The organism is Arthrobacter sp. P1_B3 (assembly GCF_056406615.1).
This window is the reverse complement of record NZ_JBFTZV010000005.1, coordinates 96,613-112,741: the sequence shown is the minus strand read 5'-3', so window position 1 is coordinate 112,741 and position 16,129 is coordinate 96,613. Positions and strand designations below refer to the sequence as shown.

Genomic DNA, 16,129 nt, shown 5'->3' with positions numbered 1-16,129 from the left:
ACCCCACCTATCCCTCGCGCTCGATGCAGTACGAGTGGCCGGGCGGCCATCACCCTGGACTCGTCCGTTCCCTGTACTTGGCGCGGACCGCGCCACACTCGGCACAGGTGCGGTGCAGGTCGTCGGCGGCGCTGGATTTCAAAGAAGGCCAGGAGGCCGCCGGCTCCGCGGCCAAGCCCGGTGGAGAACCGATGCTTGCCAGGAATGTTTAGGGCAGACTGGTGGCGTGAGCGGAATCCGATGGGTGCTGCACGTCGATCTCGACCAGTTCATCGCGGCGGTCGAAGTGCTCCGGCGGCCGGAGCTTGCGGGCAAGCCGATCATTGTCGGCGGTCGGGGCGACCCCACGGAACGAGCTGTGGTGTCGACCGCGTCCTACGAGGCCAGGGCGTTCGGTGTGGGTTCTGGAATGCCCTTACGCATTGCGGCCCGGAAAGTGCCCGACGCCGTGATCCTGCCCGTCGACCACGAGGCTTACCTGGCGGCGTCTGAAACGGTGATGGCTACCCTGCGCGCGCAGCCCGGCGCCACCGTGCAGGTGCTGGGTTGGGATGAAGCCTTTGTAGGCACGGAGACAGAGAATCCGGAAGCCTACGCCCGGCAGGTGCAGGCCGCTGTCCTGGAGCGAACGCAGCTGCATTGCAGCGTGGGCATCGGCGACACCTTGGTCCGGGCCAAGGTGGCCACCGGTTTCGGCAAGCCGGCCGGCGTCTTCCGCCTCACTTCCGGGAACTGGCTCGACGTCATGGGCAGCCGGCCCACCAAGGACCTGTGGGGCGTCGGAACCAAAGTGTCGGGCCGGCTGGCCAAACTCGGCATCAACACAGTCGCCGAGCTCGCCGCGTCCGACCCCCAGGACCTGGTCCCGGAGTTCGGCCCCAAGATGGGTCCTTGGTACGCGGAGCTCGGACGCGGGGACGGCGCCAGCGTCGTGGACGACACCCCGTGGGTTGCCCGCGGGCATAGCCGGGAGACCACCTTCCAGCGCGACCTCACCGAGCCCGTCCAGGTGGACGACGCCTTGAGGGAGCTGACAGCGCTTGTCCTTGAGGACGTTGTGGCCGAAGGACGGCCCGTGGTTGGGCTGACCCTCAAGGTTCGGTACGCGCCGTTCGTCACCAAGACCCACGCGAGGAAGATTCCCGAGACCTTCGACCGGAACGAAATCCTCGCACGGGCCTTGGACCTCGCAGCCGGAATCGAGGCGGGCCGTCCGATCCGACTCCTGGGCCTGCGTGCCGAATTGGCAATGCCCGACGATGCCCGAACGGGACATACGCCGACGCGCGGTGGTTGGTGACGGCGTCGCTCCCTGGCCCAGCCGGGCCGAAAGTCTCTGAACCACGCACACCTCTGCGCGCCTAGGGTGAAGACATGGACCATCGCCGTCTGCTGCTGCGGGTTGTGAAGTCGATTCACACCATTGCCTGGTTCACGATCGAGGCCTGCATGGCCTACGTCCTGTACACCGGAGTCAGGGGCCGCACCGACCGGAAGACAGGCGTGGCCGCCGTCGTGGTCGCGGGCGAAACGGTGATCTTCGCCGCCAATGGCTTTCGCTGCCCGCTGACCGCTGTCGCCCAGGACCTCGGGGACAGCGACGGCTCGGTCACGGACATCTACCTCCCGCGGTGGTTCGCGAGGATGCTGCCCGGAATCCACGTCCCCCTGATCCTCGCCGCCGTCCTGCTGCACTGGCGGAACTGGCGGAATCACGCGGTCCGGGACAGCCAGCGGAGGCTGTTGCTCGGGCGATAGTCAGCACCTGCCCGGACACGGTCGACCTGCCGCCCCTAGATCGCGGTCCCGCAGGGTGTCCCCGGGCGAGGCTGCCCGGAAGCCTACGAACCGTCCGGGAGCGGCCCGGAATGCGGGTAATCTTAGAGAGTTCCGGAGCCGGCACGGTCGCTCCGGGGGAGTTCATGGCAGGCAGCAAAAGGCGAGGTTGATGGTCCACATCTGGAACGATCTGTCCGAAGTCCCGGCGGACTTTGGTCCTTCGGTTGTCACTTTCGGCAATTTCGACGGCGTGCACCGCGGCCACCAGCAGGTGCTGTCGCAGCTGATCCGCACCGCCCGATTGAACCACGCCCGCGCCGTCGCGATCACCTTCGATCCGCACCCGGCGCAAGTGCACCGTCCCGAGTCGGCTCCCGAGCTGATCATGGGGCTGGAGGACAAGCTGGTGGCCCTGGGCGAGCTCGGCCTCGATGCCGTGCTGGTGATGAAGTACTCGATGGAACTCGCCAGCCTGACCCCTGAAGAATTTGTCGCCGCGGTCCTGGTGGACGGCCTGAAGGCGAGCCACGTGGTGGTCGGCCACGACGCCCGGTTCGGCCGTGGCAATTCCGGGGACCTCTCCACCATGCAGGAGCTGGGGCGGAAGCTCGGTTTCGAGGTGCTGGTCATCAGCGAGTTCGGCTCTGAAGGCTTCCCCATCCACGACGACGACGGGACAGACCGCCGCTGCTCGTCCACGTGGGTCCGTGAAGCCCTGCGCGAGGGCGACGTTGCCACCGCCGCTGCGGTGCTGGGCAGGCCGCACCGGATGCGCGGCGAGGTGGTGCACGGTGCCGCACGCGGCCGCGACCTCGGCTTCCCCACGGCAAACCTCGCCCCGACGGCCAGCGGGTACATTCCCGCCGACGGGATCTACGCCGGCTGGCTCGTGGACCAGGCGGGCACCCGCTGGCCTGCCGCTATCTCCGTGGGCTCCAACCCCACGTTCGACGGCGTGAGCCGTCAGGTTGAGGCCCATGTGATCGACCGGCCGGAAGAGTCCCCCGACGAATTCGATCTGTACGACCAGACAGTTGTGGTGGAATTTGTCACCAGGCTCCGGGGCATGGTGGCGTACCGTGGGCCTGAGGCCTTGGTGGATCAGATGCGCCTGGACGTCGTCCAGGCGCACGACATCCTGTTCGCCCGCTGACAACCGGCACCGAACGACAACAAACCCCGCGCTGGCGTGTTCCCACGCACTGAAGCCGCGCTGATTCACAGCCACTTGGCAAGGAAGGCAAGAGACGTGACCATCGAGAAGAACACGAGGGAACTGGACCAGGACATTGTCCGGGACTTCAGCGCGCGCATGAGCTACGCGTCGTACCTGCAGTTGCCCACCCTGCTCAGCGCCCAGCAGCCGGTCAGCACTCCGGAACACCACGACGAGATGCTGTTCATCATCCAGCACCAGACCACGGAGCTGTGGCTGAAGCTGGTACTGCATGAGCTTCGCAGCGCCGCCGCCTGGCTGCGATCGGACGACCTCGGGTCCGCCCTGAAGGCGATCGCCCGGGTCAAGCACATCCAGAAGACGCTCACCGAGCAATGGTCCGTGCTGGCCACCCTGACACCTACCGAGTACTCCCAGTTCCGCGGCTTCCTCGGCAACTCGTCCGGATTCCAGTCCAGCCAGTACCGCGCGGTCGAGTTCCTTCTGGGCAACAAGAACGCCAAGATGCTCCCGGTGTTCGAATCGGACCCCGAGGCCCACGGGATGCTGCGCGAACTGCTCGAAGCCCCCAGCATCTATGACGATTTCCTCGCGTATCTCAAGCGCCAGGGCTTTGACGTCCCGGCCTCCGTGCTGGAGCGCGACGTCACCAAGGCCCACGAGTTCTGCCCTGAGCTGGTCCCGGTGTTCAAGTACATCTACGAGAACGCCGCCGACAACTGGGGCGCCTACGAGGCCTGCGAGGAACTCGTGGACCTTGAGGACAATTTCCAGCTGTGGCGTTTCCGCCACCTGCGCACCGTCCAGCGCACCATCGGCATGAAAGCCGGCACCGGCGGATCCAGCGGTGCCGCGTTCCTGCAGAAGGCCCTCGAGCTGACCTTTTTCCCTGAGCTCTTCGCCGTGCGGACGGAGATCGGCCAGTGAGCATCTCCGCCGGCACAGACGCAACGGACAATCTGTGGCAGCGCGCCCTCGATCTCGACGCCGCCGATCCGCTGGCCGGCTACCGCGACCACTTCGTCGGCACGGACACGGATTTGTCCTACCTTGACGGCAACTCCCTGGGCCGGCCGCTCAAGCGGACCGTCACGGACATCAGCAGCTTCATCCAGGACAGCTGGGGCGGCCGCCTGATCCGGGGCTGGGACGAGGAATGGCTCGAACTGCCCCAGGCCATCGGCGACCAGCTCGGCCGCGCAGTGCTCGGCGCGGCGCCCGGGCAGACCATCATTGCCGATTCCACCACCGTGGTGCTGTACAAGCTCATCCGCGCCGCCCTGGCAGCTGTGACGGATCCGGCGCGGACGGAAATCGTCCTGGACACGGACAATTTCCCCACCGACCGGTACCTGGTGGAGGGAATCGCGCGCGAAGAAGGCCTGACCCTGCGCTGGATCGACGCCGATCCCGCCTCCGGTGTCACGGTCGAGCAGGTGCGGGCCGCCACGGGCCCGGCCACCGCCGTCGTGGTCCTGAGCCAGATTGCCTACCGCTCCGGATTCCTTGCGGACCTTCCGGCTATCACCGCGGCAGTCCACGACGCCGGCGCCCTGGTGGTGTGGGACCTGTGCCACTCCGCCGGGTCGGTGGAGATCGCTTTGGACGACGCCGACGTCGACTTCGCGGCCGGCTGCACGTACAAGTACCTGAACGGGGGACCGGGATCGCCCGCGTTCGCCTACGTCAACACCCGGCACCTGGCCGGACTTCAGCAGCCGATCTGGGGCTGGATGGGACGCAAGGACGCGTTCGAAATGGGTCCCGGCTACGAGGCCGCCCCCGGCATCCGGGGCTTCCTCAGCGGCACCCCGGCCATTTTCGGCATGGTCGCCATGCGCGGCACCCTGGACCTGATCGAGGAAGCGGGGATGGCCGCCCTCCGGGAGAAGTCACAGCTGCTCACGGCCTATGCCCTCGAACTCTTCGACGCCTGGCTGGCACCGGCCGGTGTGCAGCTGTCCACTCCGCGGGACCCGGCACTGCGCGGCAGCCACGTGACGGTGGACCACCCTGCCTTCCGTGAAATGACGGCCGTCTTGTGGGATCAGGATGTGATTCCCGATTTCCGTGCCCCGCAGGGCATCAGGATCGGGCTGTCACCCCTGAGCACCTCCTATGCGGAGGTGTACCGCGGCGTCGCCGCCATCCGGGAGCTGCTTTCGGGCCAGGAAAGCGGAGTCGCATCCCAGGGCGGCGCGGCCGGCGCGGCTGGCAGTTTCGACAAGACCACGGACGTGCCACTAAACTGAACGTTGGATCCGGCTGCAGTCCGTGGCGGCTGGCTCCTGTTGTGTACGGAATGCCCGGCTTCGGCGGGGGATTCCGGGACGGCACCCCCGGCAGTGAATTACTGATTCGGGCCTCACGGCACATCTCTAGGAGTTATTGTGGCACTTGAAGCCGCTGTAAAGCAGTCCATCATCAAGGATTTCGCAACGTCCGAGGGCGACACCGGTTCGCCGGAGGTCCAGGTTGCAGTCCTGACTCAGCGGATCAAGGATCTCACTGAGCACATGAAGGAGCACAAGCACGATTACCACACCCAGCGCGGTCTGCTGGCCATGGTTGGTCGTCGCAAGCGCATGCTCACCTACCTCAAGAACACTGACATCACCCGCTACCGTCAGCTCATCGAGCGCCTCGGCCTGCGTCGCTAGTCAGCTTTAAGGGGCGGCCCCTTCCGGACCGGAAAGGGCCGCCTTCTTCAGGAAAAAACTAAACAGGAGGATCAACCGCATCACGCATTCGCGGTCCTCGGTAGTGATCCCCGGGAACGGCCTCAAGGAATGAGGCCCGGCCCGTGGGTCTCGATCGATGACCGGGTGCAGTGCAGGCCAGTAGACAGATGCTGGACTGGGTTGATGCGGCTGGGCTCCGTGAACCATGAAACGGAGGTGACTCTCTATGGAGGGTCCCGAAATCCAGTTCTCAGAAGCAGTCATTGACAATGGCCGCTTCGGCAAGCGTGTAATCCGCTTTGAAACCGGCCGCCTTGCGAAGCAGGCAGCCGGCGCAGCGATGGTCTACATCGACGAAGAGACCGCGCTGCTGTCCGCAACCACCGCCGGCAAGCACCCGCGTGAAGGTTTCGACTTCTTCCCGCTGACTGTCGACGTCGAAGAGCGTATGTACGCCGCCGGCCGCATCCCGGGCTCGTTCTTCCGCCGCGAAGGCCGTCCCTCCACGGAAGCCATCCTGGCCTGCCGCCTCATGGACCGCCCGCTGCGCCCCGCGTTCGTCAAGGGCCTGCGCAACGAGGTCCAGATCGTCGTCACCGTGCTGTCCATCAACCCGGACGAGCTCTACGACGTCGTCGCGATCAACGCGTCCTCGATGTCCACCCAGCTTTCCGGCCTGCCCTTCTCCGGCCCGATCGGCGGCGTCCGCGTTGCCCTCGTTGCCGACGAGAACGGCTCGCAGTGGGTTGCGTTCCCGAAGCACTCCCAGCTCGAGAACGCCGTCTTCAACATGGTCGTTGCCGGCCGCATCGCCGGTGACGACGTCGCCATCATGATGGTTGAAGCCGAAGCCACCGACAACTCCTGGAACCTCATCAAGGAACAGGGCGCCACCGCCCCGACCGAAGAGGTTGTCTCCGAAGGCCTCGAGGCTGCCAAGCCGTTCATCAAGGCCCTCTGCGAAGCACAGTCCGACCTGGCAGCACGCGCCGCCAAGCCGACCGTCGAGTTCCCGGTCTTCCTGGACTACCAGGACGACGTCTACGCCGCTGTGGAGTCCGCTGCCGCCGAGAAGCTGGCCGCTGTCTTCCAGATCGCCGACAAGCAGGAACGCGACACCGCTTCGGACGAGCTCAAGGACGAGGTCACCTCTTCCCTGGCCGGCCAGTTCGAAGGCCGCGAGAAGGAGCTGTCCGCAGCCTTCCGCTCCGTCACCAAGCAGGTTGTGCGCCAGCGCATCCTCAAGGACCAGATCCGCATCGACGGCCGTGGCCTGACGGACATCCGCCAGCTCACCGCCGAGGTTGAGGTTCTGCCCCGCGTCCACGGCTCGGCCATCTTCGAACGCGGCGAGACCCAGATCATGGGTGTCACCACGCTGAACATGCTCAAGATGGAACAGCAGATCGACTCGCTGTCTCCCGTGACGCGCAAGCGCTACATGCACAACTACAACTTCCCGCCGTACTCCACCGGCGAGACCGGCCGCGTCGGTTCCCCGAAGCGCCGCGAAATCGGCCACGGTGCCCTCGCAGAGCGCGCCATCATGCCGGTGCTGCCCTCCCGCGAGGAATTCCCCTACGCCATCCGCCAGGTGTCTGAGGCTCTCAGCTCCAACGGTTCGACGTCGATGGGTTCCGTCTGCGCCTCCACGCTGTCCCTGCTCAACGCAGGCGTGCCGCTGAAGGCTGCCGTTGCCGGTATCGCCATGGGCCTGGTCTCTGACCAGGTTGACGGCCAGACCCGCTACGCCGCCCTGACCGATATCCTCGGCGCCGAAGATGCCTTCGGCGACATGGACTTCAAGGTTGCCGGTACCTCCGAGTTCGTCACGGCCATCCAGCTTGACACGAAGCTCGACGGCATCCCCGCCTCGGTCCTGGCCGCCGCCCTGAAGCAGGCCCGCGAAGCGCGCCTGCACATCCTGGACGTCCTGAACTCCGCGATCGACACCCCGGACGAGCTCTCCGAATTCGCGCCGCGCGTCATCGCGGTCAAGATCCCGGTAGACAAGATCGGCGAGGTCATCGGCCCGAAGGGCAAGATGATCAACCAGATCCAGGAAGACACCGGAGCCGACATCTCGATCGAGGACGACGGAACTGTCTACATCGGCGCCACCAACGGCCCGTCTGCCGACGCAGCACGGTCCGCGATCAACGCCATCGCCAACCCGCAGATCCCGGAAATCGGTGAGCGCTACCTGGGCACGGTCGTCAAGACCACCACCTTCGGCGCCTTCGTTTCCCTGACCCCGGGTAAGGACGGCCTCCTGCACATCTCCGAGCTGCGCAAGATCGCCGGCGGCAAGCGCGTGGACAACGTCGAGGACGTCGTCTCCGTGGGCCAGAAGATCCAGGTGGAAATCACCAAGATCGACGACCGCGGCAAGCTCTCCCTCTCACCCGTCGTGGCTGAGGGTGCGGACGCAGACAACGCTGAGGTCTCCGCGGACGCCGCAGAGTAGTCTCTCCTGAGCCAAACAGCGGGGCCGGTGGATCATCCACCGGCCCCGCTGCTGTTAAAGGTAGGATTGCAGGCAGATTTGGCACGTGTTCAATGAAAGGCCTTGATGACTGTCGTCCCCCTGCCGCTAGAGCAGAACCAGCACGCTGACACCCTGATCCACGGAGCCGACGGCGGTTCCGAAGTGCGACGCTCGGTCCTGCCGGGCGGCGTCCGCGTGCTCACCGAAGCGATGCCCGGCCAGCGCTCTGCCACGATCGGTTTCTGGGTCGGAGTGGGCTCCCGCGACGAGGCCCCCGGCCAGCACGGCTCCACGCACTTTTTGGAGCATCTGCTCTTCAAAGGCACCAAGCGCCGCACCGCGCTGGAGATCGCGTCGGCCTTCGACGAGGTCGGCGGGGAATCGAACGCCGCCACCGCGAAGGAGAGCACCTGCTACTTCGCCCGCGTGCTGGACACGGACCTTCCCATGGCGATCGACGTCATCGCTGACATGATCACCGGCGCCGTCCTGGACCCGCAGGAGATGGAGCAGGAGCGGGACGTCATCCTCGAGGAAATCGCCATGGACAGCGACGATCCCACTGACGTCGCGCACGAGAACTTCGTCGCCGCCGTGCTGGGAACGCACCCGCTCGGACGCCCCATCGGCGGCACCCCGGCAGCGATCCGGGCCGTGGCGCGCGACTCGGTGTGGGACCACTACCGCCGCTACTACCGTCCCGACGAGCTCGTGGTCACCGCGGCCGGCGGGCTGGACCACGACGTCGTCTGCGGGCTCGTGGTGGATGCCCTCCACTCTGCCGGCTGGAACCTTGAGGCCGCTGCCGCGCCCGTGCAGCGCCGCTCCACCGAGCGCGCTGCGATCACCGGCACGGCCGGCCTGCATGTGGTCAAGCGCCCGGTGGAGCAGGCCAACATCATCATGGGTTGCCCCTCGCTTGTCGCCACGGACGACCGCCGCTTTGTCATGAGCGTGCTCAACGCCGTCCTGGGCGGCGGCATGTCCTCCCGGCTCTTCCAGGAGGTCCGGGAAAAGCGCGGCCTCGTCTACTCGACCTACTCGTTCGCGTCCTCCTACGCCGACGCCGGCTACTTCGGCATGTACGCCGGATGCACGCCGTCGAAGGTCCGGCAGGTCATTGAGCTGCTCGGCGCCGAACTGGACAAGCTGGCTGCCAACGGCATCTCCGACGAGGAGCTCCGGAAGGCCGTGGGTCAGCTGTGCGGCGGAATCGTGCTGGCGCTGGAGGACACCGGTTCCCGGATGTCCCGGCTGGGCCGCGCGGAACTGGTCTCCGGCGAGTACCAGGACATCGATGAAACCCTCCGCCAGATCAAGGCCGTCACGGCAGCGGAGGTCCAGGAGCTCGCCCGTGAGCTCGCGGCCGCCCCGCGGACCGTCACGGTGGTCGGCCCGTTCGAGGAAACCGAGACGTTTGGGCTCTAGGTAATTCCGGGCCGATAGCTGCACTGTGGGCCCTGTATAGCCCGACTGGGCACGGCCGGTCGGGGCGCGGGCGGTCTTTACACCACAGCAGGCGCGGCGTCATGATGGTGGCGGGGTCACTCGGGAGGAACTCCATATGGGAGAAACTGTGGACCGGCCACTGCCAGGCAGTGCATGCGAGGCGCTTGAGGCGTTCCTGGGCCATTGGACGGGGACCACGCACTGGGAGGCAACCGCGTGGGGTCCGACGCGGAGCGCGGACACCGAGATCATCTTTTCCCGGGCGGCTGCCGGGCTTGCCGTCACCCAGAGCTACCGGCATACGGATGCGGACGGGACCCGTTCCGAAGGCCACGGTGTCTTCACGTCGGATCCGGACCACCCCGACACCTTCTGGTACCACGTCAACAGCCTGGGGCTGCCGCCCGAGGCGCCGGCTCGCGCCAGCGTGGAAGGCGGCACGTTGACCGTGGAACGGCGCAGTGACCGCGGCACCGCGCGGCACACCTTCCGGGTGGAGGACGGCGAACTGACGCACGCTGCAGGTCTCCGCCTGGGCAGGGCGAGCGACTTCACCCCCTTCATGACCACCGTGTGCCGTCGCGTCGCTGAGGGCGCGTCCATCCCGGCGTGAGAACCCGGGCTGCGGCACCGGGCCCCGCGCCAGATTTTAGGGTGGGTTATTCAGGGCCGGTTCGCGGCCGGGGGTTCTCCGGTCCGCACCTTCAGGATGCGGCCTCGAGGATCCGGGCCTTGGGAGCCCCCTGAAGGGCCGGGGCGGCGTCGTCGGAGTTCCAGACCTTCGCCCGAAGATTGGCTAACAGGGCTTCTGCCTGACCGCGCTGCTCGAAATCCAGCTCGACCACCACATAGAGCGGGTCGTCCACCGGGCGGCTGATGCGGTAGGCAGTGACTCCAGATGCTGCGCGGTTCACCGGGTCGCGGTCGAAAGCCGCTTTCCACATCCCGAAATCCTTGACCTGATGCTCAATCTGCAAGGTAAACATGGCACTCTCCTGACTGGTGTTTGCCGCCCGCGGGGGATATGCCACACTCTAGGACCGGTCAGGCCCGCGCGACACCCCAGAAAAGCCTGGGCGTGCTGCGCCTACCCGCCGGCGAACGGCGGCAGCACGTCCACGACGTCGGCCGGCTTGAGCGCCGCGGCGTGGTCCCGCACGGCAACTTCGTTGAGCAGGAAGCTGGAGCGGGACAGGATGCGGGCCAGCGGCGGCGTACCGGCGGGCGGTTCGGGGCGCTCGACGGCGAGGATCGCCTCGAGCAGCGAAGCGAGGGTGTCGCCGTCGGCGAGGTCGTAGCGTTCCTCATCCACGCCGGCGGCAGCGCGCGCCGCAGCGAAGTAGCGTACGTTCACGAAAAAATCAGCCTCCGATGGCGCTCATGCTGCGGTCCGGCTGGACGAAGTCGGGGGAGCCGAGGCCCACGTGGTCCATCCCGTGGGCCTTGGGCTTGATCCACATGGCATCCTGCCAGCGTTCGGCAAGCTGTTCGTCGCTTGCGCCCTCGCGCAGCAGGCCCAGCAAGTCCACTTCCTCGCGTGAGAAAAGGCAGCTCATGATCTTGCCCTCGGCGGTGATGCGCGTGCGGCGGCAGTCGGAACAGAACGGCTCCGTGACGGAGGCGATGATGCCCACGGTGCCGAGCACGGGGCCGGTGGCCTGGTCGGTGCCGGGAACACGGGCCCTGACCTCGAACCGTTCCGCCGGGGCGCCGTCGCGGTCCCGCGGGTCGGATCTGAGCACGTAGTCGGCGGAGAGAAGTTCCCGGATCTCCGCGGCGGTGATCATGTTCCGTCGGGTCCAGCCGTGGTCCGCGTCCAGCGGCATCTGCTCGATGAAGCGCAGTTCATAGCCGCGGTCCAGTGCCCAGGCCAGCAGGGCAGGGGACTCGGTGTCGTTGATCCCGCGCATGAGCACAGCGTTGAGCTTGACCGGGCCCAGGCCCGCAGCCCAGGCGGCGTCGACGCCGGCGAGGACCTTGTTCAGGAAGGGGCGGCGGGTCAGCTTCGCAAAAGTTTCCTCGTGCAGGGAATCCAGTGAGACGTTGATCCTGGAGAGTCCCGCAGCCTTGAGTCCGGCGGCCTTCTTGTCCAGGCCGACGCCGTTGGTGGTCATTGAGATCGGCAGCCCGGGGTGGGCCTGGCGGAGCGCGCCGATGATCTCCAGCAGGTCCGCGCGCACCAGGGGCTCGCCGCCGGTCAGCCGCAATTCACGTACGCCGAGCATGTCGACGCCGATCCGCACGATCCGGACGATTTCCTCCGCGGACATCACCGCCTGCTTGGACAACCACTCCAGGCCCTCGGCCGGCATGCAATAGGTGCAGCGCAGATTGCACTTGTCCGTCAGTGAGAGGCGCATGTCCGTGGCGCGGCGGCCGTAGCGATCCACCAGCCCGGCAGGCAGGCCCTCCGGGCGCCCGGACAGTGCGGTTGCAGGAGGCATCCCCGCTCCGGGACTGCCTGCCGCGCGGGGCTGGGGCATACCCAGTTGAACTGTCATAGAGTCAGGCTACGCCACCTCGCGGCCCACGTCACAGCCGCATGACGGCACGAATCTTACGTGTTCGGGAAGGATGTCCTGCGGGGATCCGGAGCCCTGCCCGCGGCGCGGCCGCGAACCTATGCTTGAAGCGTGAACAACACCCAGCCGGCCCCGGACGCAACGGAACACCGACGCATCCTCCTCGTCGAAGACGAGCCGACCATCGCCGGAGTGGTTCGCGACTACCTCGTCCAGGCGGGATTCCAGGTGGTCCTCGCCGCCGATGGGTTCACGGCCCTGCGCCTCGCAGCCGAACGCCGCCCGGACCTGGTGCTGCTGGACCGGATGCTGCCGGGCCTGGACGGCGTGGAAGTCTGCCGGCGGCTCCGTGCGGCACACAGTGTCCCGGTCATCATGCTCACGGCGCTGGGGACGGAGGATGACCGCATCCTTGGCCTGGAAGCCGGCGCGGACGACTACGTCACCAAGCCGTTCTCGCCCCGTGAGCTCGTGCTGCGGGTCCGCTCGGTCCTGCGCCGGAGCATTCCCGAATTCAGCCCGGAGCCCTCCGTCGAAGTGGGCGGCTTCGACCTCAGCCCGGCTGCGCGCACGGTTTCCCGCCATGGCAGGCCCTTGGCGCTGACGGCCCGGGAGTTCGATCTGCTGGCCTTCATGCTCCGCCGTCCCCGGCAGGTCTTCAGCCGAGAGGAACTCATGAAGGCCGTCTGGGGCTGGGACTACGGGGACCTGTCCACGGTGACGGTCCACGTGCGCAGGCTGCGGGAGAAGATCGAGGACGACCCCACCCGCCCCTCCGTGCTGAAAACGGTGTGGGGCGTGGGCTACCGGCTGGACCCCAGCGACGAGGAAGAGTCCGCCCGTGCAGACCTCTGAGCTCCTGACCATCATCGGCTGGGCCGTGGCATGGGGAGCCGTGATCGGGGCCGCCTCATTGCTCATCCTGAAATCGCTGCGCAGGGCATCCTTCGCGGTCCAGATCTGCGTGGTGGTGCTCGCCGCCGTGGCGGTCCTGACGGCCGGAATGGTCAGCGCCTTCAACGCCATGTTCATCTCGGCACGGGACCTCGAGGTCATGTGGTACGTCCTGGCCGTGGCCTCGGCGGTTGCCGTTTCGATCGCCCTCGTGCTGGGATCAAGGGTCTCCCGGAACGCCAAGGCGCTGGCCGACGCCGCCCGGAGCATCGGCCGCGGGGAGAGCCCCGGGATCCAATCCCCGGTGATGAGCCACGAACTTGCCGCCCTCGCCGCCGAGCTCGAATCCAGCAGCCGAATGCTGGAAGCATCCCGGCAGCGTGAGGCCGCCGTCGAGAACGCCCGCCGCGAGCTGGTCAGCTGGATTTCCCACGACCTGCGGACGCCGCTGGCGAGCATGCGGGCCATGACCGAAGCCCTGGAGGACGGCATGGCGGCGGACGTTCCCGCCTATTACCGCAAGATCATTGCCCAGACCGACCTCATGGCCGGCATGGTCAACGACCTCCTGGAGCTGTCGAAAATCCACGCCGGAACCATGCGGCTCAAGGCCGAGCCGTTGGACCTGTACGACCTCGCCAGCGACGCCATTGCCGATCTCGCCGCGCTGGCGCAGCAGCACGGCATTACGCTCGACGGCGGCGGCCGGCGGGAAAGCCTGGCCCTGGCCGACGGCCCGTCGATGGGGCGCGCCATCCGGAATGTGGTGCTTAACGCGATCGTCCACAGCGCCCCAGGTTCCCGCGTCACCGTGGAAGTCGGCCGGCAGGGGGACCGGGCCGTGGTCGCGGTCACCGACGGCTGCGGCGGGATCCCCGAGGTAGACCTGCCGCATGTGTTCGAGACCGGCTGGCAGAAGGATCCGGCCCGGAAGCGGCCCGGCCGTTGGGCCGCCGGGGACGACGGTGCTGTGGGGGACGGTGCTGTGGTGGATGGTGTTGTGGTGGATGGTGTTGTGGTGGATGGTGTTGTGGCGGACGGTGCTGTGGGGGACAGTGCGGCGATGGGCGGCGACCTGGTGCCCGGGCCGGCTGAGCCGGCAGGCGCCATGCGCTACAGCGGCGCCGGGCTTGGCCTGAGCATTGTCGCCGGAATAGTCAGTGCCCATCAGGGCACCGTCACCGTGGAAAACGTCGACGGCGGATGCCGGTTCTCGCTGCTGCTCCCGGGCCAGGGATCTGCCGGCCAAGAGTCAGCTGCGGACGCACCAGCTGCCGGCGTGGCACCTGCACCGAGAGCGGCTACTGAGGGAGCAAAGGACGGGAGTCCGCGCGACGCGGCGGACGAACAACTCCGGGCGGGACGGGCACAGTGAGCAGCGGCGTTGGCTTTGACGGGCAGGGGAAGGAAATGGACGGGACAGTCGCCGGCAGGGAACAGCAACAAGGGGGAACGCAGGGGCAGCCAGGACCGACCGGGCAACCGCAAGCCCAACAACTGCGCACCCAACAGCCGCGCACCCGGGACCGGCGGGCGCGGGACCTGTGGGCCGCCGGGGCCGGACTCGTGGCCGTGGGGACCGCGGTGGTGCTCGGTGAGCTCGCGGCCAGCCTGGTGAGCCCCACGGTTTCTCCCGTGACGGCTGTGGGAGGTGCCGTAATCGATACCGTCCCGCCGGGCGTCAAAGAGTGGGTTATCTCTGTGTTCGGCACGGCGGACAAGGTGGCACTCCTGGTCGGCATGTCGTTGGTCATCGCCGCACTCGCGGCCCTGTCCGGTGTCCTTGAAGTGCGGCGCCGTTTCGCCGGAGTGATTCTCATCGCGGTGTTCGGCGCGGTGGGCCTCGTGGCGGTGATGAGCCGGGCCGACCTGACCGCCAACGCCATCCCCGTTCCGGTGCTCGTGGCACTGGTGGGAATCGCACTGTTGCGGTGGCTCATCCGGAAACTGTTGGAGTGGAAACCCGACGGGGACGGAACCCCGGCGGCGGAGCCGGCCTCATCGGAAACCCCAGCCGCCTCGCAGCATGAGGACGCTGCAGCCAATGACGCCGGGCCCGCGCGGCGCCGATTCCTGCTGGCCCTTGGCGGGACCGCCGGGGTTGCCGCCGTCGCCGGTGTGCTCGCCTCCACCCTCAGGGGAGCGGCCGCCGTCGTCAGTGATGTGCGCAGCAAGCTGGTCCTCCCGGGACCCGCCGCTCCCGCGCCGCCCGTACCGGCGGGAGCCGAGATCAGGCTCCGCGGCCTGAGCCCGCTCGTGACGCCGAACAGGGAGTTCTACAGGATCGACACTGCCCTGCGCGTCCCGCTGGTTGACCCGGAGGCATGGACCCTGAAGGTCACGGGCCTGGTGGAACGCGAAATCGAGCTCGACTTCGCCACTCTCCTGGCCAAACCTATGACGGAACGCCACGTGACCATCGCCTGCGTCTCCAACCAGGTGGGCGGGGACCTGATCGGCAACGCCCGCTGGCTCGGCTGGCCCGTGCGCGAACTGCTTGCCATGGCCGGCCCCAAGGCCGGGGCGGACATGGTGCTCTCCCGCAGCACGGACGGCTGGACAGCCGGGACTCCGTTCGAGGCCCTCACGGACAGCCGCGACGCCCTGCTGGTGGTGGGAATGAACGGTGAACCGCTCCCGCTGGAACATGGATTCCCCGTCCGGCTGATCGTGCCCGGGCTGTACGGCTACGTCTCGGCCACGAAATGGGTCACCGAGCTGAAAGTGACCCGTTACGCTGACGACGTTGCCTACTGGACGCCCCGCGGCTGGAGCGCGCGCGGGCCCATCAAGACCTCGTCCCGGATTGACGTGCCGCGAGACGGGACCAGCGTGACGGCCGGGACGGTGGTGTTCGGGGGAGTCGCGTGGGCCCAGCACACGGGCATTGGGAAGGTGGAGCTGCGGGTCAACCGCGGCGACTGGCGCCAGGCCGAGCTGGCCCCGGGAATCTCCAAGGACACGTGGTACCAGTGGAAGCTGGGTCTGCCGCTGACGCCGGGACAATACGAGATCCAGGTCCGGGCCACCACCCTCGACGGCGTACCGCAAGTCGAGGAGTCGGCCCCCGTCGCGCCGAGCGGAGCCACCGGCTACCACACGGTTAGAGTGGATGTGAAGTCCTAGCGAGCCGAGTAAA

Annotated in this window: 15 protein-coding genes; 12 read left to right on the top strand and 3 right to left on the bottom strand. The window is 67.4% G+C overall.

Annotated elements, in window-relative coordinates:
* Positions 1-226: 226 nt before the first annotated feature.
* The 9 genes from AC1D2F_RS07265 (at position 227) to AC1D2F_RS07225 (ending at position 10,187) form a co-directional block, all read left to right on the top strand.
* Complete coding sequence (locus tag AC1D2F_RS07265) at positions 227-1,300, top strand: DNA polymerase IV (RefSeq protein ID WP_476966474.1); 1,074 nt, start codon at positions 227-229, stop codon at positions 1,298-1,300.
* A 74-nt stretch (positions 1,301-1,374) separates the two neighbouring features.
* Positions 1,375-1,758: a hypothetical protein gene (locus tag AC1D2F_RS07260; protein WP_364747422.1), complete on the top strand. Its 384-nt coding sequence runs from the start codon at positions 1,375-1,377 to the stop codon at positions 1,756-1,758.
* Positions 1,759-1,948: 190 nt separating this feature from the next.
* Positions 1,949-2,932: a bifunctional riboflavin kinase/FAD synthetase gene (locus tag AC1D2F_RS07255; protein WP_476966473.1), complete on the top strand. Its 984-nt coding sequence runs from the start codon at positions 1,949-1,951 to the stop codon at positions 2,930-2,932.
* Between the two features lie 96 nt (positions 2,933-3,028).
* Entirely contained in the window at positions 3,029-3,883 is an 855-nt protein-coding gene (gene kynA / locus AC1D2F_RS07250; protein WP_476966472.1) for a tryptophan 2,3-dioxygenase, read from the top strand.
* Positions 3,880-5,208 carry a kynureninase gene (gene kynU, locus AC1D2F_RS07245; RefSeq protein WP_476966471.1) on the top strand — a complete coding sequence of 443 codons (1,329 nt, stop codon included), beginning with the start codon at positions 3,880-3,882 and terminating at the stop codon, positions 5,206-5,208. The genes kynA and kynU overlap by 4 nt, the downstream gene beginning before the upstream one ends.
* 138 nt (positions 5,209-5,346) lie before the next feature.
* Positions 5,347-5,616: a 30S ribosomal protein S15 gene (gene rpsO, locus AC1D2F_RS07240; protein WP_120953920.1), complete on the top strand. Its 270-nt coding sequence runs from the start codon at positions 5,347-5,349 to the stop codon at positions 5,614-5,616.
* A gap of 247 nt (positions 5,617-5,863) precedes the next feature.
* Positions 5,864-8,104: a polyribonucleotide nucleotidyltransferase gene (locus AC1D2F_RS07235; RefSeq protein WP_229992999.1), complete on the top strand. Its 2,241-nt coding sequence runs from the start codon at positions 5,864-5,866 to the stop codon at positions 8,102-8,104.
* Positions 8,105-8,209: 105 nt separating this feature from the next.
* Positions 8,210-9,553: a M16 family metallopeptidase gene (locus AC1D2F_RS07230; RefSeq protein WP_476966470.1), complete on the top strand. Its 1,344-nt coding sequence runs from the start codon at positions 8,210-8,212 to the stop codon at positions 9,551-9,553.
* Positions 9,554-9,689: 136 nt separating this feature from the next.
* Positions 9,690-10,187, top strand: coding sequence for a DUF1579 domain-containing protein (locus AC1D2F_RS07225; protein ID WP_476966469.1), 498 nt, complete (start codon positions 9,690-9,692; stop codon positions 10,185-10,187).
* Between the two features lie 91 nt (positions 10,188-10,278).
* Here AC1D2F_RS07225 and AC1D2F_RS07220 read toward each other — a convergent pair whose 3' ends face one another.
* The 3 genes from AC1D2F_RS07220 to moaA all read right to left on the bottom strand — a co-directional run bounded on the left by AC1D2F_RS07220 (position 10,279) and on the right by moaA (position 12,075).
* Positions 10,279-10,560, bottom strand: coding sequence for a hypothetical protein (locus AC1D2F_RS07220; protein WP_476966468.1), 282 nt, complete (start codon positions 10,558-10,560; stop codon positions 10,279-10,281).
* Positions 10,561-10,661: 101 nt separating this feature from the next.
* Complete coding sequence (locus AC1D2F_RS07215; protein WP_229992995.1) at positions 10,662-10,928, bottom strand: MoaD/ThiS family protein; 267 nt, start codon at positions 10,926-10,928, stop codon at positions 10,662-10,664.
* Positions 10,929-10,935: 7 nt separating this feature from the next.
* On the bottom strand, positions 10,936-12,075 hold the full coding sequence (moaA, locus tag AC1D2F_RS07210; RefSeq protein ID WP_476966467.1) for a GTP 3',8-cyclase MoaA: 1,140 nt from the start codon (positions 12,073-12,075) through the stop codon (positions 10,936-10,938).
* 132 nt (positions 12,076-12,207) lie between these two features.
* Here moaA and AC1D2F_RS07205 point away from each other — a divergent pair, with 132 nt between their 5' ends.
* Genes AC1D2F_RS07205 through AC1D2F_RS07195 form a run of 3 tightly spaced genes read left to right on the top strand, consistent with a single transcriptional unit; the run spans position 12,208 to position 16,116 of the window.
* Positions 12,208-12,951, top strand: coding sequence for a response regulator transcription factor (locus AC1D2F_RS07205; protein WP_476966466.1), 744 nt, complete (start codon positions 12,208-12,210; stop codon positions 12,949-12,951).
* Complete coding sequence (locus AC1D2F_RS07200) at positions 12,938-14,365, top strand: sensor histidine kinase (protein WP_476966465.1); 1,428 nt, start codon at positions 12,938-12,940, stop codon at positions 14,363-14,365. The genes AC1D2F_RS07205 and AC1D2F_RS07200 overlap by 14 nt, the downstream gene beginning before the upstream one ends.
* A gap of 35 nt (positions 14,366-14,400) precedes the next feature.
* Positions 14,401-16,116, top strand: a complete 1,716-nt coding sequence (locus tag AC1D2F_RS07195; RefSeq protein ID WP_476966464.1) for a molybdopterin-dependent oxidoreductase — start codon at positions 14,401-14,403, stop codon at positions 16,114-16,116.
* Positions 16,117-16,129: the final 13 nt, after the last annotated feature.